Origin of the sequence: Paenibacillus sp. FSL R5-0623 (assembly GCF_037974265.1) — a bacterium.
Lineage (GTDB): Bacteria > Bacillota > Bacilli > Paenibacillales > Paenibacillaceae > Paenibacillus.
In genome coordinates, this window is the sequence record NZ_CP150233.1 from 4,947,623 (window position 1) to 4,970,810 (window position 23,188).

Below are 23,188 nucleotides of genomic sequence, written 5' to 3' on the forward strand. Positions count from 1 at the left end.
TACGGGATTGACGCCGAATCACTGATTATTCAACATAAGGCGGGACCAAGCCGCTAAAACCAAAAGCCTCCGTTGAAGGAGACTTCAGGCGCTGCTGATCACTAACAATCGTAGTTCACTTTATTTCAGGGGAACCTTTATTTCCCGCTCAATGAAACAAGATCTGCAACAGAAAGTAAGGAGAAGCATTTAGGAGTCCATGAATCAGGATAATCACCCATACTTTGCGATAGCGGGACCATAGATAACCAAGAAAGAGACCCGTAACCCCATGATTTGCAATCACAGTTGCCACATCCATATCCCACTGACCACTTCCTTGAATGGCGACATGCCAGATGGACCATAGTATTGAAACTAGTAATATGGCGGGCCATCTTCCAAGCAAAGTCTCCAACCGCGTTTGCAGCCACACTCGATAAAAAACTTCCTCCAATACGCTATTGATCATAAAACCGATCAACACCAAGAAAAGTAATTCTGACATATTGGTTGCTTCGATTGCTCCTTCTGGTTGTGCAATTGGGGAATAGAACTTTAGATAACACCAGACCACAATAACGATCAGTGGTGCAATGACGTGTCCGCGAGAGCGAGGCTTTTTCGAGATCATGTCTTGTTGCCCGCCAGTTATTTTGCGATAAATCAGCAATAAAATCAACGGAATGAACAATAGTGTCGTCAACTTGAATGCCAAATAATATAGCTGAAAATGTAATCCTTGCGGGTCTATCGTTATCAGAGAAACCGTAAATAAAACGCCTGACAGCAATAATACAATCGATTGAACGACCAAGTGATTTTTCTCCATTTGTTGATAAGACGAGGGATCTTGACTTTGACTTTCATAAGGAATCATACGGATTAGGAAAATGCCAAAGAATGCCGGCAATATACTATGCCATATTGGAATCACTTCCTCACGGTCGGCTGTGTACCTTATATTCAAGTTTCCGGTCCATACCAACCATAATACAGCAGCAAATATAATTATCATGCACAATAAGCCGATTGCCTTTCCCCATCCTGGAAACATTATTTTGAATTGCTGATTCATTCCAATTACCCTCCTTGAGTGGTATGTTGCTTTGCCTCTTTTTTAATTCAGTTGAGTTAAATAAACTCTAGCACATCCCATCTTCTTCGTCTATTTATTTCAGTTGAGTTAAATAATATGATATTCTGTGTGTATGCCAAAAATCGTGGACCATGAGAAAATGAAAAATATTATTGCTGAAGCAACTTGGAAAATCATTAGTGAGCAAGGCATTCATCATGCAACGTCAAGAACAATTGCGAAGGAAGCCGGATTATCACAAGGAGCCTTAAGACATTATTTTTCCAAACAAGAGAGCCTGCTAGCATTTGCAATGGAGTTAGTTAAAGAAAAGGTACTTACTCGGCTAAAGAATCTGAATGCAAAAGAACTAGCGCCTCAAGAAAGAATTGTTGAATACTTGCTCGAGCTAGTGCCTACGGATGAACAAACATTATTGGAAATGGAGGTTTGGTTTGCATTTGTTAGTTATGGAAAAACGCAAAAAGGGTTCGATGCCAACTATGAGGACCTGCAAAACGCAATAAGGAACTGCATTACGTACTTGAAAAATGAAGGTCTTCTGCGCACTACCGATGAAGAGAAGGAACAGGAAAAACTGTATGCCTTTATGAATGGGATGGCTCTCAATTTGTATTTAGAGCCGGATAAAATAAATCGAACACGAAGCAAAGAAATGATACAAGACTACATCCATTGGATTATACGTTGAAGGAAAGCATGACACATAGATCGGGGAGTTAAGTTAGCTTGCCAAAGCCCAGCAGAATCCAATCTGCAGCAGGGTGGCTACCGGGGAAAAATAAAGATTAAGAACCCGCGCCTGACGCGGGCTCTTTGTGCTTTCTATGCATGCATATCCATGCATTTCAGGAGCTTATCTCTCCGACTTCTGTAACGTTTAGATTCAGCTTATGTTTTCGACATACTTCGTAAAAGTCTTTTGAAACAATGGGTTTGAAGATATTGATATAATCCAGCATAAAAAATTCATGCTCACCAATTCGCTCTTCATGAAGGCAGATTCGAGATACAACTTTGACGATCTTACGTGGAGGCTGTTCTACAGATGCAGCAATGACTGCTTTGCGCCCATATTCGGAACGTTCATAATCGAAAACATCCAAACGATCCAGCTGATGTGCAGTCCAATAGGTCTCTTCCACCATACGACCGTCGTGGTAACATACCGTTGTCGGAATAAACTGTGCGGTTGTATTGGCTTCCTCCAACAGCATTTTAAAACGATCTGATACATGTCTTGTTCCTGTGATCGTCTCAAAATAATCCACATTCAGATTGCGCACCGAGGACAGTAACTCAACCTCTGCGGTTGTCCCCTCTGGCAACGGATTCTCTACCGCCACATAATTCATCTCTAATTGGGGAGTAAAAGTCGTTCCACCACTAATAAACCCTCTACGCGTATATTGAGATTCCAGAAAATAATAGTTCAAATAACGATGTCTCCATTCCGAATGAAGTCTTTTCAAATTTTTACGCTTGTCTACTCGTTCGTAAAGTAATGCTGTAAAAGGGATTTTGTTTCTGGATGAGGCATATAAATCATGATTCGCTGATCTGGTTCATTGGGAAATTGAAGGGTGACATGCTCAAATTCAATAACTCCAAAAGTAGGGTGCAAAAGCCTCTTGTAACCGTCAAGGGAGCTTGGCACTTCATGATACTGCCACATCCTTGTAAAATCAGCACTTGTCCTCTTCAGATCTTCGATTAACTTGTCGAATGAATCATCGTTAAGATAGCGTGCTCTTGACGTTCTAAACTCGGCAATCATTCTCTGTGAGACACTTTCCCAATCCTCCGATCCCTCTTTCCACTCAGGATCCGTAAATTGGCGCCATATCAAATTATAATCATGCGGAGGTGATAGCCTATTGATCGTAAATACAGCATCTGCCGCTTTATTCCAAGCAAGAAAATCCCACTTTTTCCCGATGACATAGGCCGGATTCGGATTCAATTCATTCAGCATGTCCTGAATGGATGGGCTGATTTTCTCTTCCATAATAGTCGATTGAGGAGGCAATGATTCTCCAGCAAGCAGAAAGAGATGTCTGCGCTCATTGGGTGTCAGCTTGAGCGCCGAAGCCAAGCTTTCCAGCACACCTACCGATGGACGGATATCACGACCTTGCTCAAGGCGTGTATACCATGAAAGTCCTATATTCGCGATCCCGGCGACTTCCTCTCGCCGCAAACCTCGTGTGCGACGACGATTCCCAGGCAAAAGGCCGACATCAAGGGGAGATAGAGAGGAGCGTAAATCTCTTAAGAAATTACCTAGCGCTAAACGGCGCTCACTGTCGTTCAAGTAAAAGCTCCCCCCTTATCCTATCACTCGTAAACCCACCATCAAGCAGGTTCTCGTGACCATTTAATAGTCAAAGTATACTTAAGCCAGTTGATGAGATCAACAATTCCAGGCAAGGAGAATGAATATGACAACCATTGCAGGACAAATGTTGGCGAGCAAGATAGTGATGATTACAGGTGCGGGGCGAGGCATTGGAGCTGAAGCAGCAAGGCTGTTTGCACAACAAGGAGCTTCTGTGATGCTCGTCGCAAGAACAGAGACTGAGTTGCGCAAGGTCAGGGATGAAATTGTGACGTCGGGCGGAGATGCAGCATATTTTACAGCCGATCTGTCAGATGTAAGCAACGTTGAAGAAGCTGTTAAGGCTACAGTGGAACGATATGGCCGTCTGGATGCTGCTTTTAATAATGCAGGCATCGGAGTCACGGTATCATCGCTGGTGGATGAAAGAGAAGAAGATTTCGACCTGATTCAGTCCGTAAATTATAAAGGAGTCTGGCTATGCATGAAAGCCCAGATTAAAGCTATGATGGAGACTTCAGGGTCAGGTTCTATTGTTAACACCAGCAGCGTGGGTAGTCTAAAGGGGAATCCGGGATTGGGAGCTTACGGGGCATCTAAACGAGCGGTAAACAGTCTAACTCAAACGGCTGCGGTCGAATATGGGCCAGCAGGTATCCGTGTTAATGCCATTGCTCCGGGAACCACAATGACGGATATGATTCAGCAATGGGTTTCTATTAACCCTGACATTGTTGAACAAATTAGTGCTAAGACACCTCTCAGGCGTCCGGCTGAACCTGCTGAGATCGCTAACGCAGCCGCTTGGTTGCTTAGTGATTATTCCTCTTTTGTTACCGGAGTCGTTTTGCCTGTAGATGGTGGACTTAGTGTATAGAATTCGGTGGCTACATTCGAAGTGTCTAAGTTGATGTCAAAACAGTGTTAACTTGCATGCAAAATGCAAAATAGGGGCCGGGTTACTCATGAACATGAGTACCCTGCCCCTTGCTTTGATATACATATGAATATACAGACCTTAATCAACACTTTAACAGATCGAAAAGAAACAGTCTATATTTTTGGAAAAATGTTCTATATATTTAGATTGCTGGCCGGCAAAATACAGATGAAACGGAGCATAAATCAATGATTTCCAACAACCATCTTACGCGTGAAGAATTGCAGGATTATGTGTACAATGTGTTTGGTGCCGGTTATCTCATAACACAGAGCGCAAGAGTTCATGGAGGCGCACAAAAAGTCATTTACAAAATGGACTTCAAAAATGGGTTCACTTGCCTGTTGTACGTTTGGGATATTTCCAGCAACTATTTTCAGGAAGAGATCGTGAATGAACCCACTTTCCATAGTTCATATGGTAGCGAACGCTTCTCATTAAATACTCGCTTTCTCGCACAACATGGAATTCGAACACCTTCCTTGTATCATCTAAATAACGATAGAGACCGGCACGCTTATGATTTTGCTCTTGTGGAGTATGTGAATGGACAGAAGGCCGAAGCCTATTTCCAGCATAAAAATCACAAAGATCGGGATGAGTTGTTTCAACGGATCAAGAATATGTTGTCTCATATGCATAACATCCAAAGAAATGTTTATGGAAATGCCAACGATAACAGAAAAAAGGCCGAACCTTGCTACAAAGTTCAGCGGTTGGATGCGGAAACAGCCTTATCCTATGCATCCAGGCACATGACCGATATTAGAAAAAATGAAGAAAGGCTGCTTGAGAAACTATCCGAATTGGAAGCAGCAATTCAGCCCAGAGACCTCTATAGTTTCATTCATGGAGAGCTAGGGCCGGATCATATATGGATAGATCATGCTATGCAACCATGCCTTATTGATATTGAGGGCGCAGGATTCTTCGATCTCGAACATGAGCATAGCTTTCTGGAGTTTCGATTTGGAGACTTTTATCATTACTTAAAAAATAACGATCTCGACCCGGAGCGGATGACATTTTATCGATTTTGCCATCATTTATCTTTGGTATCAGGAGGGTTGAAACTGCTTCACAGACAATTCCCCGATCAGAAATTCGCTAGAGGTCTCGCGGAGTATCATGCCAGATGCGCAGTTCAGATGCTTACCCGAAAAGTTTAATTATGCTTCTTAATCAAACTGTGATAAGACCATGAATATGGATACGATCCTGGAGGGAGATTTGAGCATGGAATTTGTTTACGAAGATGAAAGAATTGCAGTGAACGTTATTCAAGCCATTCACACTGGAGATATTCTATCGTTACAGCAACTACTGGCAGAGAATCCGGGATTGGCAAAGATAAAAATATTGGAAAGAAAGCCTGACAACGTAGATGCAGACTCTAATATCTCTCGAACGCTGCTGCACGTGGTGACAGATTGGCCGGGGCACTTCCCTAATGGAGCGGATACCGTGCGAGTGTTGACCAAGTTCGGTGCGGAAGTGAACGCTCCCTTTGTCGGTCCAAATATTGAAACACCTTTGCATTGGGCTGCAAGCTCCAATGATGTTCAAGTGCTCGATGCCCTTCTTGATGCTGGCGCAGACATTGAAGCACCTGGCGCGGTGATCGCCTGTGGCACGCCGCTGGACGATGCTATTGCTTTTGCACAGTGGGATGCAGCACGGCGCTTGGTTGAGCGCGGCGCGATCTTTGCCCTTTGGCATGCGGCAGCCCTTGGAGACATTCACGCCGTACAAGAACATTTTAAAGGAGCCAAACTCCCGGAACGTTATCCTTGGGGAACCAGCACCTCCCCTTCTCCTCCCGATGCAGTAATCGTTGCCTTCTGGTGTGCTTGCCATGGTGGTCAAAGAGAAACAGCCGAATGCCTGCTTGACCAAGGCGCCGAACTGAACTGGATAGCCACCTGGGATGGAACGACTCCACTGGACACAGCAAAACGCAATCTTTCAGCTGAACTGATCCCGTGGCTTGAAAGTCAAGGTGCCAAATCCGCTAGCGAGATTCACACAGGTAGATGAATAGCTAGCATGGAATTCCCAATCGCCAGTGGCTACGAATACAGTTATGAGGAGAATCCGGTGGCTACTGGGGAAGTGTAGAAGTCTCCAACAAATATACAGAATGTATTTGAAGTACATCGCCACTTGAGCGATGTACTTTTCGTTGTGTGGTGATTCTAAAACCGTGAGAGGCGACAAGGGTCTAATTCATTGCTTGATTTGCCATCAATAATTTCACTTGCAGCCAGATTCGCAATCAGCGGCGCCAGCGTAATTGCAGAATGCATTAGCGTCAGATAAAGTCCATTCATGTGATCATGGAAGCCCACAATCGGATAACCGTCTTCAGGCATGGGTCTCCATCCAACTTTTATGCTCTCCAGTTCCAGTTGATTACCGTGCTTGAGACTGCGACGCAATGTGTCGTAAGCTCGCTTACCGACCGCCTGTGGTCCGTTTTCATCCGACTCGTCGATATAATCTTCCGCAGCCAGCAGCGTATAATCTGTCAGTTGACGCGCTTCAAATTGCGCATTGGAGATTAATGTGTGTATCAGTTTATTAGCAGTTTTCATCCGAATCAAAATCGAAGGTGACGAAGTTACCGGCACGTGACAACCTAACGGGTTACAAAGTTCGGGTGTACCTGTTCCTGCGGCCAATACCACAACATCCGACTCCACAAAACCCTTGGACGTATGAACACCAACCAGACGGGAACCCTCTTGCTTCAGCTGTGTAACGTTGGTGTCGAACTGAATCTTTGCTCCGTACTCTTGCGCTTTGCTCAACAACAGCTCCGTTACCGCTATAGGGTCCACCGCACCTTCTTTGCTGACAAACATGGCTTCATCCGGGTATTCCTTCAGATTGGGCTCCAATGCCTCAAGCTGCTCCCGGTTTAATTTTTGAGAGTTGTGTTGCTCCCTTAGAGGCGGAATATCCCAAGTTAGCGCTCCATGCCAATGAATTTTCAGTTCGGTCAACTCTTGCTGAAGTGTGTGATATTCTTCGACAGCTGCATCGTACAAATGCCAGTATTCAGGAGCCACTCTATGCGTCGTGTGTATCCAGGCAAATGATTTTTCCGTGACTTCACGCGCCGCGGCTGAGTGGCGTTCAATAACAGTTACATCTTGATTTCGTTTGGCTAGATGATAGGCCATACACGCCCCAACAATCCCTGCACCAATGATCACAATTTTTTGTTTATTCAAAATAACTCTCCCTTGTCACCCTATCCCCCCAAGGAATCGATTTTCCGAGGTTCGGATGGGTGTGCTCCTTTTTCGTCTTCTTCGCTGTACAGCTTCTCCATATGCTGCATATGGCCAGCTCCCCAGTCGCTCATTGTCTGGAGCACAGGTTTCATGAGCTGTCCGTACTCCGTAATCGAGTATTCGACCTTAGGCGGAATTTGAGGATACACTTCCCGATGCACAATATCGTGATACTCCAGTTCTTTTAACTGCTGGGTCAGCATCTTTTTCGAAATATCTGGAATGGCTTTTTGTATTTCGCTGAACCGCATTGTACCATTGCTCAGCAGGCGTAGAAGAATCAAAGATTTCCATTTACCCGTGAGGATATCCAAAGCCGTTCCGAATTTGCAATATACCGTCATTCTTATCCCTCACTTTCTGACCATACCCGGGTATACTTTTGGTTACCTGGTTAGGTTTAAGTGCCTACTTCCAGATTGGGCCTTCTCACTTTAGTATAGAGGCAGATATTAAAATCGAGCAAGTGAGGGATAAGAAAAGATGAATGTAACGTTATGGATCGTACAAATCATATTGGCGCTAGGTTTCGTATATTCGGGATGGATGAAAACCATTCGTATCGAGTCGTCAAAAAAGACCTGGGCCTGGGTCAATGATGTGCCAATAAGTCTAGTTGTTCTGATCGGAATCCTAGAGCTACTAGGAGCGCTTGGCCTAGTTTTGCCTTGGGCGCTGAACATCACTTCGGTGCTTACGCCGATCGTCGCAATCGCTTTGGCAGTGGTAACACTGCTTGGAATGCTGTTTCATATTCGGCGTAAAGAGTATTGGGAGCTCGGCGTAAATATCTTTTTTATAGTTCTGGCATTGATCATAGCCTTTGGAAGACTATAAGGAAACGGGGAAGTACAAATCCAAAAAAACCTCAAAAGTGGATGGACAGGGGATGAGAGTGGGGATTCCGTTTTTGAAGGTCCTATCTGGGATAACCTCACCGAGGAAAGCCGTGGCTTCGTGTTTAGTGACCCGATTTCGTTGGAAGCACAGCTTAAATTTGTCGTAGACACCCTGACCAAAACAGAGTGAAATTGAGTAGACCACGGTATGTACGAGGCGAGGAGCAATCCTCGCCCTTTTATTTTTTGTGTAGTTCTTACCTTTCATTTGAAGAGAGTTTGAAAACAAAAGCACACACATAGACAGGGACCACTCATCATGATCGCAAGGGGTCCCTGTTCATGAACTTGTTATATAGCCCATTTTCCGTTAAGTGATGGTAAGGCCTCCGCTTGCATATCCGGCTATGGATGTAGCCACATCAATTCCGGCTGTTACTGATGCTGAGAACACCATAAGCAGGCGGTCACCGGCAGATACCGGAATACTCAGTCCTATAGTCACTCCGCTGGATATTGTGCCCAGTGCCAAAACGCCGGTCAGAGGAGGAGCCAAGGTTACCAATGCACCCGGAACAGCTGTAAAGGAGTTATTAGGTGTAGTGGAACGGAATAATTGTGCAGTTATGGTTACTGTAGATCCAACCAAACTAAGTCCGGCTGTCGTGCTGAAATAAGCGGCCAGTGAAGTAATTGTTCCTGCACGTGATGCCGAGAAAGCAAAGTTAAGCAATGTGCCTGCAGCCCCTGTGAGATCAATAATTCCTCCGTTAACACTTACTCCGGTAGCACTGTTGCCAAAACCAACTAAACTGGAAGTATTCAAAAGTCCACCCAAAACTGTAGTCAACGCAACCGGAAGTCCTGATGCATAAGGAATAATTGTTCCGGAACCTGTCGCACCCGTAGCCCCGGTTGTTCCGGTTGTTCCTGCCGTGCCTGTTGCTCCCGTCACTCCCGTTGTCCCTGCTGTGCCTGTTGCTCCGGTTGCACCTGCTGTACCTGTCGCTCCGGTTACTCCAGTTGTACCTGCCGTGCCTGTTGCTCCCGTTACTCCGGTTGTTCCTGCCGTGCCTGTCGCTCCCGTTGCTCCGGTTGCACCTGTGACCCCCGTGATGCTTGGGGTTTCGCCCAGCAATTCGGAAGAAACCAAACGATGGGCTGTTACCAAAGCGCCCGTGCTGCTCTTACCCCATAGGGATACTTGAACAGGATGATTAACCACCGATGGTGTTGAAAAAGTAAACTCGAAGGCATCAAAATTAGCATAATAGTTGTTGGTTATTACTTGATTGGGTAAGATGTCAAAAGACTCACTGACATACAGTATTCTTATTCCACTTTCCATGTAATACCCTTGTATTTGTACGGTTGAGTTACTCACATCACTGCGGTTATCAATTCTGACAGTAACTGTCTGAGTCGGTCTTACACCGCTAACAGCATTATTTTCAATCGGCCCTGTTGATAAAAAGCTCATCGCTGCATCTCCTTTTTGAGTAGATTTATCTTTTAGCTGTTCTTGACCGATTTTTCGTGCTCTACAACACGGTGTGCATCAACCAATTGTCCAGAGGCTTGTTTGCCCCACACTGAAATCCCTACTTCCTCCACGCCTTCCACATCTGTTCCAAAAACAAACTCAAAAGCGTCTAAATCTGCAAAATAATTTCTGGTTACTGCTTCATTAGGGGAAATACTGATTACTTCACTCACATACAACGTTCTTGTTGTGCTTAGCACATACCCCTGAATGGATACTGTTACAGAATCCACCTCAGCTCGACTTACCAATCTAATCGTTACCTGTTGAGTCGGTCTAACCCCGGAAACCGGATTGTTTTCAATCGGCCCAGTTGACAAAATAGCCATTTTCCCATCCCACCTTTATGAACCTCTGACTCTAGCAGTATTTGGCATAAGCTCACTAGATAGTAATATTCAAACACTCAACCAACGGTGTGGACAAAACACAGGGGGCAATCCACCACTATCATTTAAGAACCTTTTACGCGCAGGGTTTTAGCTATACAAAAACTGGGATATGTACAACAAAGAGAAGAAATTATACAAAGTCAAAGTTGGTCAGCAAGTAAGAGTAGATTTTGTTATATAACCAGGATCGATTCCAGAAAAAAACGAAATGACCGTTCCCCCGGTAGATTCCAGGGAAACGGTCACAGCTTAAGTCGTCTTTTTCTCGTATCTAATTGTTGGCCGGGTAAAGCTATGCTTGAAAGTGTAGTTTTATAGAATACGAGATCGTATTTTACCATCAAGCCCAATGTTAAACACATAGAATAATAATGGTCTTCTTCATCCTCTACTAAAAAATAGAAAAAGATTGTATTATCTTAAAATTGTGATATGATATCGTCAAGTTAATAAACATTTAAAAGAAAATATGAAAAATAATTACATTTAAATGTGACTAAACCTCTTTCTTGGTCAAATTTCAGTGTTCTAACCCATTTTATTGAAAGCGATTACAAAAAGAAACCTGACAGATTATAGCTCTTCTAATCGCACCCACAGATGCAGGCTTACTTCGGGTTATAGCCACTCCCCTTGCTGCCGTGACCACGTCCCCGGTGCACAGGTTGTCTGGCTTAAACCATATATGACAACATGAAGACTTAACCTAACAGCCAACCTAACCATTATTTCAAGAAGGGGGTGACATGAGGGAAATCTCTTCGTTTTTTCGGCATTTCATCATCTCAGCTATTCTGAATTTCAGCTCACCAACTAATCCAATCTTATGGAGGCGAAACGTATGATTCGTAAACCGCTAGTTTTGTTGTTGTCGTGTCTGCTAATCTTTGTCACCCTGCCCGTTGAATCGAGCCATGCAGCCAATGCAGCCGTTGCCAAACTTCCTGGAAACTCCAATCCCCTCATCGATCATAAACTGGGAGCCGATCCTTATGTGCTTGTCCATAACAATCGGGTCTATGTCTACATGACAGGTGATGCATATCTGTACAACAGCGACGGCTCTGTCCGAGAGAACCAGTACAGCACGATCGGGAAAATTAACGTCATCTCTTCAGCTGACATGGTGAACTGGACAGACCATGGTTCCATCCCGGTAGCAGGTGCGAATAATGCCAATAATGGACAAGGGATTGCCAAATGGGCTACCCAATCCTGGGCTCCTGCCATGGCGAAGAAAACCATTGCTGGCAAAGAAAAGTTTTTCCTGTATTTTGCCAACTCGGGTGGAGGTATTGGCGTACTCACGGCCGATTCCCCCATTGGACCGTGGTCCGACCCGCTCGGACGTGCCCTCCTGACACACGGAACACCGGGTATGTCGGGTGTAACCTGGCTCTTTGATCCGGCTGTACTTGTCGATGATGATGGCTCTGCTTACTTGTATGCTGGAGGCGGTATTCCAAACGATACCAATGCTGCTTCCATTGCCAATCCCAAAACAGCTCGGGTCATTCGTCTCGGTGCCGACATGACCAGCGTGGTGGGCAGTGCGGTTACTATTGATTCTCCTTATATGTTCGAAGATTCTGGTATCCACAAGTATAACGGCAAATATTATTACTCCTACTGTATCAACTTCGCAGGAACACATCCCACTGCATATCCGAAAGGTGAGATCGGATACATGGTCAGCGACAGCCCGATGGGACCTTTCACGTATAAAGGACACTTTCTGAAAAATCCTGGCACGTTCTTCGGTGTAGGCGGCAATAACCACCATGCCGTGTTCCAATTCAACAACGAATGGTATGTGGCTTACCATGCACAAACGGTGAGTAAGGCATTCCTCGGTGATGGCAAAGGGTACCGTTCCACCCACATCAACAAGCTAACTCACAACGCGGATGGCTCCATCCAGGAAGTGCAGGGAAATATGACAGGTGTACCTCAGATCACTAACCTCAACCCGTATGTCCGGGTGGAAGCCGAAACCATTGGCTGGCAAGCAGGAATTAACACTGAACCGAGTCAAGCAAGCGGTGGACCTGTAGCCAATCAGAATGTCACTAATATTCATAACGGGGATTGGATCGCGGTTGGCAATGTTGATTTTGGCTCAGCTGGAGCCTCCAAGTTCAAGGCCAATGTCGCTTCTACCGGAAATGGCAACATCGAGGTTCGACTGGACAGTCCGACAGGCCCACTAGTTGGAACACTTAACGTAAGTTCAACTGGCGGTTCGCAAACTTGGCGCGAGATGGAGACCAATGTTACCAACGCTACAGGGGTACATCGTTTGTATCTGGTGTTTACAGGCTCGGGCAATGGAAATCTGTTCAAACTGGACTACTGGCAATTCACATCCGGTTCGGGCGGCAACCCTAACCCTAACCCAAATCCTAATCCCAATCCAAACGTTACCCGTTACGAAGCCGAGAATATGACGCTTGGCGGCCAATACGCTGGCGTAATCAGTTCCCCTTTTAATGGAGTCGCTCTTTACGGGAACAATGATTATGCAGCATACAATCAATATTTTGCATTCCCAACCCATCAATTCTCTGTCCGCGGCGCTTCCAACAACAATAATACAGCCCGTGTTGATCTGGTCATCGGGGGTGTAACCGCTGGTTCTTTCTACTTCACGGGAACGGAGCCGACCGTTCAAACCCTCACCGGCATCACTCACGCTATAGGCAATCAGGAAATCAAGCTGGTCGTAACAACGGATAATGGCACTTGGGATGCTTACATTGATTATCTGGAGTACTCGCTTTAATTCATAGGACATGATCAATTGGGAGGATAGAATATGTGGAAAAAAATCAGTACTCTTCTACTCGCTCTTCCTTTGCTTATAACATCATTCCCTTTGACAAGTCCCGCTGCTTCAGCCGCAACGTTCAGCAATCCGGTCATTTACGCGGATGTTCCTGACAGTGACGTCATTCGGGTGGGCAATGCATTTTATATGACAAGCACAACGATGCATATGAATCCTGGAGTACCCGTCATGAAGTCTTATGATCTGGTCAACTGGAGCATCGTAAACTATGTATACGATGCGCTTGGGAACGGGGACATACAGAATCTGAACAATGGACAAAACGAGTATGGACGTGGTTCATGGGCGAGCAGCTTGCGGTACACCAACGGTATATATTACGTGGCCTTTGGCTCACTTTCCACGGGCAAGACGTATATTTACCAAACCAGCAATATTGAAACAGGGCCGTGGACACCTTACACATTGAACAGTTATTATCATGACCCCTCTCTTTTGTTTGACGGGAATCGAACCTTTCTTGTTCATGGCAGTGATAACATCAGTATCGTTGAGCTGACACCTGATGCCAAGGCCGTTAAATCCGGCGGGCTCAATCAGGTCCTGATTCCAAACGCAAGCAGTGTTGCGGGCTCCAACATGATTGTAAAGGCAGAAGGAGCACACATTCAGAAGATCAATGGCATGTACTATGTATTCCTGATTGCCTGGCCTTCGGGTGATGGTCGCATTCAGCTTGCCTATCGTGCAAACACATTGACAGGTCCATACACAGGTAAAGTTGTACTCAGAGACTCGGGAATCGCCCAAGGAGGCATCGTGGATACCGCATCCGGCGCTTGGTACGGATTGCTGTTTCGTGATAGCGGGGCCATTGGACGCATCCCCTATCTCGTTCCTGTGACGTGGTCGGATAACTGGCCTGTGTTTGGGGTGAACGGCAAGGTCCCCCTTAACATGAATATGCCCGTTGAAGGTCAGCCTGCTGCCAAAATCTACGGGTCCGATGAGTTCAACACAACCACATCAGGCACACCTTCAGTAACGCAACTGTTAGTGAACGGCGGCTTTGAGGAAAGTAACATTCAGCCGTGGACCAGCAACAATACGGCAACCATCAACTTAACGAATGCCGAAGCATTCAGCGGTACAAAAAGCCTGCTCGTCAGTGGCAGACAGCAGACAGCTGGTGGAGCCAAACAGATGGTTACAGGCAAGCTGGTACCGGGAGGAACGTACTCTTTTTCGGCAAAGATCAAATACACTACTGGTCCTGCAACCAAAACGTTCTATCTTAGCATCCAGAACGGTGCAAGTTATACCGGAATTACCATTATGGGCAGTGCGACGTTAACCCGCGGACAGTGGGGTACCATTCAAGGTACGTATACCGTTCCGTTGAATGCAGACTTGTCCCAAAGCTTTATTTTTGTCGAAACACCGTATAACTCGAATCCGGACCCGACCAATGATTTGATGGCGTTCTATGTGGATGACGTCTCCGTGACGAGCAATTCATCTTCCGGCACATCCAGTCTGTCCACATTCTGGCAGTGGAATCATAACCCCGATGCTTCCAACTGGTCCCTGCTCCAGCGGCCCGGTTTCATGCGGTTAACTGCAGGCAAAATCAGCAAAAACCTGTTAGAAGCCCGCAACACACTGACACAACGAACCTTTGGTCCAAAAAGCACAGGGATGACCGCTTTGGATACAGCCGGCATGAAGGACGGTGATTATGCTGGACTCGCTGCTTTTCAGGCCAGATATGGTTTTGTCGGCGTAAAAATGACGGGCAGCACCAAATCCATCGTTATGGCTAATGCCAGTTCCGGCACCATGACCGAAGTAGCAACTGTGCCATTAAACCAGAACAGAATCTATCTCCGCGTCATCTGTGATTTTACGAACCAAACCGACAAAGCCTACTTTGCTTATAGCCTGAATGGCAGCAACTGGACAACCATTGGCAATACACTTCAAATGTCTTACACACTGCCACACTTTATGGGATATCGGTTTGCACTATTCAATTATGCAACGAAGTCTACCGGAGGATATGCAGATTTTGATTATTTCCGCGTAGAATAAATGTAGTTTTATTCGCTTATTAATTTTTCACTTATTGATCAGGACCTGAACTTCACCTTGTGTGGAGCCAGGTCTTTTTCAGTACATTTTCTATGAAGAGATTCACCTTTCAACTTCAAAAATCCCGGAACTTGATAAGGATGAAGCATACCTCATGTAAACTTCATGTTCCATATATCACCTCTATAGTAAGATATAGATTAATGTAAATATTATTAATTTCTAATCGAGAAGGAGGGCTTTAATTGAAAAATATAATTGTCTTTGGTGCAAGCAAAGGGTTAGGCAATGCATTTGTCAGAGGTGTGCCACAATCCGGTGATAAGGTCTGGGTAGTCTCCCGCAGCAAGCCGGAAAGTCTGTCCGTGGAGGATGGCGTCGAGCGAATATGGATTCAGGCTGATCTTTCCGAGCTTCAAGCCGCAGAGCAAGTTGCCAGTCAACTTCAAGGCGAGACGTTGGATGTGCTTATTTATAACGTGGGGATCTGGGAAAAGGAAGGATTTGAAGAGCACTACACGTTTGATAAGGATGAACCCGCAGATATCAGTCAGCTGATTCATGTGAATGTGACTTCTACGATTGTATGTATACAGGCGTTACTGCCTCAGCTCCGCCAGTCTGAAGCTGGGAAGATCATCCTGATCGGTTCAACAGCCGGTTTGAGCAATGCAGGCAGCAGCCAGGTTTCTTTTGTCGCCTCCAAATTTGCCATACGGGGTATTACGGAAGCTCTAAGAGAGCATACGAGAAATGACCGCATAGCGGTGACATGCATCAACCCGGGGGAACTGGCGGCAGAAATTCCGTATGAAGACGGGATGGAACGTGCACTGGCTGAGTATGGTGGGACACGCATTCCCCTGCAGGATATGGTCGCCATCGTTCGATGTATCATCAGCTTGTCCAAAGCGGCCTGCGTGAAAGAGATCAACATGCCTGCATTAACGGATACGAACACCTAGATAGCAATGACATCTACACGCCTCAAACGGTCCGTTCACCGGATTGCGCTCTGTATACACACGCTGGACAGAAGCCCATTTACATTAATACATGCGATAAGTGCGCAATACCTATAGAATTCAGGCGTTCATGCTCAGGGATATTCTCATATAACAAATGGGATTTTCCGGCCTTGTCCAGGTGATCACGCATAGCTGCAATCCGTCCTTTGTTAACATCAATAAAACGAAAATCGATTTGGCGCAAATGCTCCAGCCCGGTTAGTCCATCAAAGGAATCCGCCTTGAGCGCCGTATTTATCTCTTTCAGTTCAATAGACTCCAAAGCACGGGCTGTCCATAGATGTGTGGTATCGCGCAACGATTTCATATAGTCCAATTCGAGCTGTCTGAGAGAGGTCATATGGGAAAAGTCACATAACTGCTCCAGCTTGGGCAAGGACAGATGCAGATATTCCAGCCCCCGCATCTGTTCGAGTCCCTGAATACTCGTCAGTTTGCGAACAGAGCTGAGCTTCAACATCGAGATGGTCGACTGTGACAATACGTCCAGTCCCCCTTTTAACTCACAGTGATCCAGGGACAGATACTGAAGCCTAGGTAGTTCCGCTAACACATCGGCACTTTCGAGCGTGCAGCTCAGAATGAGCGTATGCAGTTGGAGGCATGCCGCAATGGAAGCAAATCCGTTGAATTTGCCACGCAGTTCAAGAAAGGTCAATCGTTTGTAGTGTTTAATAAAATCGAGTCCGGTCGCCTTTGCAGGTGAGTTTAATCTTAGAAACTGCAGTTGCTCCATCGCACCCAGAATCGTCAAATCCTGTGCCTGCGAAAGATCAAGCTGCAAGGCAGACACATGTTTCAACTGTGCCAGTCGTCCCAAAAATCCGGATGAATATACCCCTTTAGGGTCCATATGTGATATGTGTAGGATCAGATCCGGCCGGGCAAAGAATACTTTGGCATCAAGCTCGGCAAGGTCCTCGTATGTATCCGCGTCAACGCGAAAATGAACCGTTGCTCTGCGGCGCAACAGATGCACCGCCTGGTGCATCTTTTCATCATTCCATGGAATCCCCTGTATTGAAGCATGCCATAACTCACTCACAGATAATCCCCCCTTTTCCACCCATAGTTCCAATTCATTCCATTATAAACAAGATCCCCTGGATGAACCACCACCGATCCCCGTTTTTCATTCGTTTCCTCTTTTTTCATCCCTCTCCTTTTATCCTTCTCCTACTCATGCTTTTCCTTCCCGTTGCTTTCAGGATTATTCGACAGAAATCTACATAAAACTATAGATCATGCCGACATATAACTAAGGCGTTTTGAGCTTTTTATTAATCATCTGGGGAGATGGAATATGTCGAACATGTTGAACAAGTGGGGGAAAACGGGAGCACGGACATCCAGTATGGCAAATACGTTGTCCATTGTGCTGCTCGTCATTATCGTAGTTGTCTTTGCCGTGCTGGGAACATTTATGTTTGCAAGCACACGAAACATTCTGGTGAAACAGCAGGAATCCATGCTCCAGACCAAGACACAAGCTATCGTTAGTGAATTTGATGCACTATTCAAGGAAAAGGGCGCACTGGTCAAGCAAATGTCCACCAACACATTATTTCAGCAATACATAAAAACAACAGCATCTGCTGCGGATGCGGCAAGTTCTACCTACGCTGCGGAAACACAGGCGACACTGGCCGCTATCGTTAAGGCAGAGCCTTCGTTTGCCGATGCCTGGGTCGCGGGTCTGGATGGAAAAGGCTTTTGGATTCAAAATGATGGTGTCGTATCTGCACCGGACTTTGATATCCAGTCGCGTCCATACTACAAGCCGGTTACCTACGCAGACGGACTTTATTTCTCCGATCCGTACATTGATATTGCAGCAGGCGATGTACTCATGGGCATCTTTTATCCGATCAAAGACGAAAACAACAACACAATCGGCTTTGCCGCAGCGGATATTGCATTCAAGGATATTCCAGCGATTATGGAGAGTTATTCCCTTGGAAGCACGGGCTATTCCATGTTGCTGTCCAAGAGCGGGGAAATTCTGTACCATCCAGATCAAGAAAAGGTGTTGAAGGAGAACATCCTAGACAGTACGGGGGACATGGGGGACATCGGCAAGAAAATGCTTGCCGGTGAAAACGGCGTACAGCTTATGAACGACAATGGGGAACGTCGTTATATCGGCTACGCTACCAGCAAGGATACGGGATGGTCCGTTGGTCTGACCATATCCGAAGAAGAAGTTCTCGCGGAATTAAAAACATTCACGTGGATTACACTTGGCGGCTTTGCTGCAGCCACCCTTCTGCTTGTGATTATCTGTTACATTACCCTTCGCCGTCTGTTACGCTCCATACCACAGCTGCTGGCTAAGATTAAACAGATTGAACAAGGTGACCTGACTGTCCAACTGGATATCAAATCTAATAATGAAATTGGACAGATCGCCACAGGCTTGAATTCCATGGTGCAGAAAATTCAGGTCATGCTGCAAATGGTCGGCAGCTCGGCGCAAATCCTGAACCAGTCGTCCAATGATCTGCAAGACATCTCCTCACGAACGGCTGTGACCATGAATGACACATCAACAGCCATTAACGAGATTGCCAATGCAACGAATTATCAGTCCATCGAAACGGAAAATATTTTACGTAAAACAGGCTCGTTATCCAGCCAAATTGATGAAATTGCTACCGATGCGCAGGCTATGGGAACGGTCGTGCAGACATCTGCTGATCAAAGCAGCCAAGGACTTGCGGTCGTGGAACAATTATCGAAATGGTCCGAGGAAAACCATCAGTCCACCCAAGCAATGTCCTCTATTATCCAGGAGATTGACCTGAGTCGGAATGAAATATCCAGTTTTGTGGATACAGTCAAACAGATTGCCTCTCAAACGAACCTGCTCGCCCTGAATGCCTCCATTGAGGCTGCACGTGCTGGCGAACATGGAAGAGGATTTGCCGTCGTTGCCGAAGAGGTCCGCAAACTTGCAGAACAGACGGCTCAGGCAACAGAGGAAATCAACAAAAAAGTGAATGTGATTGAAGAGAAAACAACCCTGTCGGTTGAACATACCATGCGTGGTATGAAGATTGCGGAGGAGAATGCCAAATCCGTAGAAGATACCAAACATGTATTCTTTAGTATTAACAAAGACCTGAAAGATCTGCAGCAGCGTATGATGCAGATTACCAACAATACCTCCAATGTACACAAACACAAAGATGAGATATTCCAGGCACTAGAGATTATATCCTCCACCACAGAGGAGAACTCGGCATCGACGGAAGAAGTAAGCGCCAGCACGCAGGAGCAGCTGGATAGTATCGAACAGGTAGCGGATCTGTCGAAACAGTTGAACCAGCTATCTGGCAAACTGCAAGACGAATTAAGCCAGTTTAAAGTAAAGTCATGATCCGCAAGCTTTCCCCTGCTCTTCTCTTTTAGTCGCTGTCCATTTATTATTAATAGATATGCGTACGAAGAGGATTGGAGGCTGAATCATCATCATGAACTTTGCCAAACGAATGGATCATTTCAACGAAGGAATTTTCACCCGGTTGCTGGAGATCAAGCGCCGCAGACTGGAGAACGGGCAGCCCGTTATTGATCTCAGTGTGGGTACGCCGAATATCCCACCTGCGCAGCATATTATAACTGCACTATGCGAGGCCGCAGCTGATCCGGCTAATTATATATATGCTGTGAATGATCAGAGTGAGTTGCTGCAAGCTACAAGCGATTGGTACAAGCAACGCTATCAGGTCGAGCTGGATCCAAGAACACAGATCTGTTCCTTGCTTGGTTCACAGGAGGGACTGGCTCATATCTCCCTATCCATCGTCGACGAAGGAGATCTTGTTCTGGTACCTGATCCCTGTTATCCTGTCTTCGCGGACGGGCCTTTATTGGCCGGAGCAGAGCTGTATTACATGCCCCAAAAAGAAGAAAACGGATATGTTATTCAGCTTCAGGATATTCCGGAAGATATCGCTCATCGAGCGAAATTCATGCTGGTCTCCTACCCCAACAATCCGACAACAGCGATGGCACCGGATCAGTTCTATCTTGACCTGATTGCCTTTGCCAAGAAGTATGATATTATCGTGCTCCACGATAATGCGTACAGTGAACTCGTATTTGACGGAAAGTCATGTGGAAGCTTCCTCGCGTTCCCTGGCGCCATGGACGTTGGTGTGGAATTCAATTCCTTATCCAAGACCTATGGCCTAGCCGGGGCCAGAATCGGCTTCTGTGTAGGCAATGCAACCATGGTCTCCATGCTGAAAAAGCTAAAATCCAATATGGATTACGGGATGTTTCTACCGATTCAGAAGGCCGCGATTGCCGCTATCACAGGTGATCAAGCCGAAGTGGAACAGGTACGGGCAACCTATGAGGAAAGACGAGACATTCTTTGCGAAGGCTTCAGCAGACTCGGATGGGAAATAACGAAGCCCCAAGCGACCATGTTTATCTGGACGAGGATTCCCGCTCATTATGAGAGTTCTGAACACTTCGCCATGGACTTGGTCAGCCAGGCAGGCGTCATCGTGACACCCGGAAGTGCCTTTGGCCCTTCGGGTGAAGGGTATATCAGACTGGCACTGGTGCAGGATAATGAGAACCTTCTCCGAGCAGTGGCTTCTGTTGAGGACAGCGGTATTCTCAGAAACATGTAGGATTAGCCAATAACGCGAGCTGCGACGGATTGAATCCGCAGCAGGCTCGCTTTTTTTTGGTTTGTTATGATCGTTATCATTCAACTACCGGTCTTTCATTTCAAAGCCATCCATCGCTGCGTGAACGCATGGCCCAAATGTATGAAGGCCTGCCGCGAATGGCGGTAAAACGTGGCGCGGCTCATATGTAAAGCTTCGGCCAACTCGGACTTGCGATAGTTTCTAAGCAGATAGCTTTCCCTAAGTATACGCTGCTCCAGATCAGTAAGCGGATAGGTCGGTGGATCAGCCTGAAGGATGCTCACGACCAACTCCCGTGCCCTCACTCCTTCGCATCCCATTGCCTGTAAAGGAACCATCTCCTCAAGTACCGTATCATCATATAAATGTTGAAGCATTAGTCTGACCTCATCCCGGGACAAGATACGGGGTGCTTCCTGCGGGATGAAGCCTGCAGTCTGAATGTTCTGCCTTAGAATACGCTGAACCCAGACCTCAAAGGTCACCTGCCTGAAATCCAGTTCCCATACATGCATATTCTCCCTGGCATATGGCTGAGATGGCATCGTCCGCTCCTCAAATCCCAAATGAGGGAGTAACATGTTTAGTTGTCTGTCCGCAGTGGGAATGATTGCACGCAGACCGCTCATTGCATCAATTAGCCAGGATTGAAACAGCATGCCACCCAGTTCCTCAGGGCGATAAGAAGACTGTTCCACGTCTACCGCAGCTAACAGGACACATATGGTATCAGCCGCTTCAGGGGGGAGCTTGCGTGCCGAATTGACCGTATCACCCAGCATGTTCATATCATTAGGAGAATATCGTTCCAATATGGACAACGTTTGGTTATGTAACCAAAGTCCAGCACAGAACGCCAAAGGTACCCTGTCCGCATTCCGTATGACGCGTATCCCCTCCGGCGCATAATTAGCGATATCATCTAATAATGAAGAATACTGTCCGTTCTCGATAAGCTCCGATTGCCAATCCGAACGTGCCAGCGACTCGGCAAGAAAACGCTGTAAGTAAGGAAAATCTTCAGGTTCAAAAGACATCTGCTGTTCCACTTCCCGTTGACGTATCCCTGTGAAATCCGTATATGCATGGGTCGAGGGCAATTGTTCACGGTACAGCTCCAATATGTGGGCCGCAATCTGCATTTGCAACAGTTTGTTCACTGAAGGATACCGCTCCGTAAGCAGCTCCAGTACCCGGGAACGCATCATCTGATAATGGCCGGGGTCGCGCCTCTCATAATCCTCCCTTAACATCCGGGATACCAACTGATGCAGAGAAAGGCCTCCGGCTCCAGCGTGCACACAGGATAAAGTACTCAGTCCCGTATAAGCCAATGCACTCAGGGGATGAATCAACAACTGGTTCAGCATCGTCTGATCCGCTGCCGGGAACAGCGACAGTATCTGCAAAGCCTCATACATATAGGGAGAGGTTGCTTCCTTGAGTAACTCTGTACTCAATATGCCGGGTATCTGTTGTGCGTAGTCCTCTCGCTCCCTTCCCTGACGTCGCAGCATATCCACCGTTAGCGCCAGCAGCAGCGGGTGACCATCTGCTTTGTGTACGATATCCTGCTGTACGAGGGGTGGCAAGCCGCTTGACTGCACATATTCGTGAACCTCTTTGCGAGTGAAAAGCTCCAGAGCAAAAGAGTGAATCAGATTGCCCCATAAAAGATTCGTATGCCACTGAATGGGCAGACCTGTCCGGGAAGCCACAATAAACAAGAACTCACTTGCTGCAAGCAGCGGAAGAAAGCTCGATAACAGCCAGCTATCAATCCGATCTATTGTTTCACAGTTATCAATAATCATGACAGTGCGTTGACGGGTCAGTTCTTCAACAACATGTGCAAGAAGTGGTGTATCTGCGGCACGTGTTCGACCATACTCCGTTTCCAGACTCATCTCCAGATGAGACAGAAAAGCACGCGGCGTCTGCAGGCAGAACTGTCCATCCATCCACAAGGTAATTGTTGAACATCGCCTGGCCTCTGCCGCCATCTCCGAGAGCAGTGTCGTTTTGCCAATGCCTCCAATTCCCGAAATGGAAAATATTTGTGAAGTGACATCAGGCGAAGCGAGCCAATTGGATAACACCTCCAATTGCTGAGTCAAACCGACAATACACGGCTTGTGGGAATTTCGGTCCACTGATCTAAGATTCATGCTGCACACTACTTTCC

19 protein-coding genes are annotated in these 23,188 nt (G+C 46.4%); 10 read left to right on the top strand and 9 right to left on the bottom strand.

The annotated features are described in order from the left end of the window. Nucleotides 1–148: 148 nt before the first annotated feature. Nucleotides 149–1,057, bottom strand: coding sequence for a CPBP family intramembrane glutamic endopeptidase (locus MKY92_RS21750; RefSeq protein ID WP_339297579.1), 909 nt, complete (start codon nt 1,055–1,057; stop codon nt 149–151). Between the two features lie 133 nt (nt 1,058–1,190). Between MKY92_RS21750 and MKY92_RS21755 the strand changes: the two genes are divergently transcribed. After that, complete coding sequence (locus MKY92_RS21755) at nt 1,191–1,769, top strand: TetR/AcrR family transcriptional regulator (RefSeq protein ID WP_339297580.1); 579 nt, start codon at nt 1,191–1,193, stop codon at nt 1,767–1,769. A 157-nt stretch (nt 1,770–1,926) separates the two neighbouring features. Here MKY92_RS21755 and MKY92_RS21760 read toward each other — a convergent pair whose 3' ends face one another. Both MKY92_RS21760 and MKY92_RS21765 read right to left on the bottom strand, forming a co-directional pair. Beyond that, nucleotides 1,927–2,514, bottom strand: coding sequence for a DUF1629 domain-containing protein (locus MKY92_RS21760; RefSeq protein WP_339297581.1), 588 nt, complete (start codon nt 2,512–2,514; stop codon nt 1,927–1,929). A 50-nt stretch (nt 2,515–2,564) separates the two neighbouring features. Further along, nucleotides 2,565–3,392: a helix-turn-helix transcriptional regulator gene (locus MKY92_RS21765; protein WP_339297582.1), complete on the bottom strand. Its 828-nt coding sequence runs from the start codon at nt 3,390–3,392 to the stop codon at nt 2,565–2,567. A 127-nt stretch (nt 3,393–3,519) separates the two neighbouring features. On the opposite strand from MKY92_RS21765, the gene MKY92_RS21770 reads away from it, so the two are divergent. The 3 genes from MKY92_RS21770 to MKY92_RS21780 all read left to right on the top strand — a co-directional run bounded on the left by MKY92_RS21770 (nt 3,520) and on the right by MKY92_RS21780 (nt 6,393). Next, the gene (locus tag MKY92_RS21770) at nt 3,520–4,293 is read left to right on the top strand and encodes an SDR family NAD(P)-dependent oxidoreductase (protein ID WP_339297583.1); all 774 of its coding nucleotides are present in this window, start codon (nt 3,520–3,522) and stop codon (nt 4,291–4,293) included. A gap of 251 nt (nt 4,294–4,544) precedes the next feature. Then, the gene (locus MKY92_RS21775) at nt 4,545–5,525 is read left to right on the top strand and encodes a phosphotransferase (RefSeq protein ID WP_339297584.1); all 981 of its coding nucleotides are present in this window, start codon (nt 4,545–4,547) and stop codon (nt 5,523–5,525) included. Nucleotides 5,526–5,592: 67 nt separating this feature from the next. Then, entirely contained in the window at nt 5,593–6,393 is an 801-nt protein-coding gene (locus MKY92_RS21780; protein WP_339297585.1) for an ankyrin repeat domain-containing protein, read from the top strand. Nucleotides 6,394–6,551: 158 nt separating this feature from the next. Here MKY92_RS21780 and MKY92_RS21785 read toward each other — a convergent pair whose 3' ends face one another. Both MKY92_RS21785 and MKY92_RS21790 read right to left on the bottom strand, forming a co-directional pair. Beyond that, complete coding sequence (locus MKY92_RS21785; RefSeq protein WP_339297587.1) at nt 6,552–7,592, bottom strand: FAD-dependent oxidoreductase; 1,041 nt, start codon at nt 7,590–7,592, stop codon at nt 6,552–6,554. A 20-nt stretch (nt 7,593–7,612) separates the two neighbouring features. Continuing rightward, nucleotides 7,613–7,999 carry a helix-turn-helix domain-containing protein gene (locus MKY92_RS21790; RefSeq protein WP_339297588.1) on the bottom strand — a complete coding sequence of 129 codons (387 nt, stop codon included), beginning with the start codon at nt 7,997–7,999 and terminating at the stop codon, nt 7,613–7,615. A 139-nt stretch (nt 8,000–8,138) separates the two neighbouring features. Here MKY92_RS21790 and MKY92_RS21795 point away from each other — a divergent pair, with 139 nt between their 5' ends. Continuing rightward, nucleotides 8,139–8,492: a DoxX family protein gene (locus MKY92_RS21795; protein ID WP_339297589.1), complete on the top strand. Its 354-nt coding sequence runs from the start codon at nt 8,139–8,141 to the stop codon at nt 8,490–8,492. A gap of 372 nt (nt 8,493–8,864) precedes the next feature. Here MKY92_RS21795 and MKY92_RS21800 read toward each other — a convergent pair whose 3' ends face one another. Both MKY92_RS21800 and MKY92_RS21805 read right to left on the bottom strand, forming a co-directional pair. Then, nucleotides 8,865–9,974, bottom strand: coding sequence for an exosporium glycoprotein BclB-related protein (locus tag MKY92_RS21800; protein WP_339297590.1), 1,110 nt, complete (start codon nt 9,972–9,974; stop codon nt 8,865–8,867). A 32-nt stretch (nt 9,975–10,006) separates the two neighbouring features. Next, nucleotides 10,007–10,366, bottom strand: coding sequence for a hypothetical protein (locus MKY92_RS21805; RefSeq protein ID WP_339297591.1), 360 nt, complete (start codon nt 10,364–10,366; stop codon nt 10,007–10,009). Between the two features lie 904 nt (nt 10,367–11,270). Here MKY92_RS21805 and MKY92_RS21810 point away from each other — a divergent pair. From MKY92_RS21810 to MKY92_RS21820, 3 genes are all read left to right on the top strand, one after another. Then, on the top strand, nt 11,271–13,211 hold the full coding sequence (locus tag MKY92_RS21810) for a carbohydrate-binding protein (RefSeq protein WP_339297592.1): 1,941 nt from the start codon (nt 11,271–11,273) through the stop codon (nt 13,209–13,211). A 33-nt stretch (nt 13,212–13,244) separates the two neighbouring features. After that, nucleotides 13,245–15,308: a family 43 glycosylhydrolase gene (locus MKY92_RS21815; RefSeq protein WP_339297593.1), complete on the top strand. Its 2,064-nt coding sequence runs from the start codon at nt 13,245–13,247 to the stop codon at nt 15,306–15,308. A 245-nt stretch (nt 15,309–15,553) separates the two neighbouring features. After that, complete coding sequence (locus MKY92_RS21820) at nt 15,554–16,273, top strand: SDR family NAD(P)-dependent oxidoreductase (RefSeq protein ID WP_339297594.1); 720 nt, start codon at nt 15,554–15,556, stop codon at nt 16,271–16,273. Nucleotides 16,274–16,352: 79 nt separating this feature from the next. Here the strand turns inward: MKY92_RS21820 and MKY92_RS21825 are convergent, their stop codons facing one another. Continuing rightward, nucleotides 16,353–17,381: a hypothetical protein gene (locus MKY92_RS21825; protein ID WP_339297595.1), complete on the bottom strand. Its 1,029-nt coding sequence runs from the start codon at nt 17,379–17,381 to the stop codon at nt 16,353–16,355. 258 nt (nt 17,382–17,639) lie between these two features. On the opposite strand from MKY92_RS21825, the gene MKY92_RS21830 reads away from it, so the two are divergent. Then, nucleotides 17,640–19,715 (top strand): methyl-accepting chemotaxis protein, encoded by a 2,076-nt coding sequence (locus tag MKY92_RS21830; RefSeq protein WP_339297596.1) that lies wholly within the window; start codon nt 17,640–17,642, stop codon nt 19,713–19,715. Between the two features lie 94 nt (nt 19,716–19,809). Continuing rightward, entirely contained in the window at nt 19,810–20,982 is a 1,173-nt protein-coding gene (locus MKY92_RS21835) for an aminotransferase class I/II-fold pyridoxal phosphate-dependent enzyme (protein ID WP_339297597.1), read from the top strand. Between the two features lie 95 nt (nt 20,983–21,077). Here the strand turns inward: MKY92_RS21835 and MKY92_RS21840 are convergent, their stop codons facing one another. After that, on the bottom strand, nt 21,078–23,171 hold the full coding sequence (locus MKY92_RS21840; protein ID WP_339297598.1) for an NB-ARC domain-containing protein: 2,094 nt from the start codon (nt 23,169–23,171) through the stop codon (nt 21,078–21,080). Between the last annotated feature and the right edge of the window lie 17 nt (nt 23,172–23,188).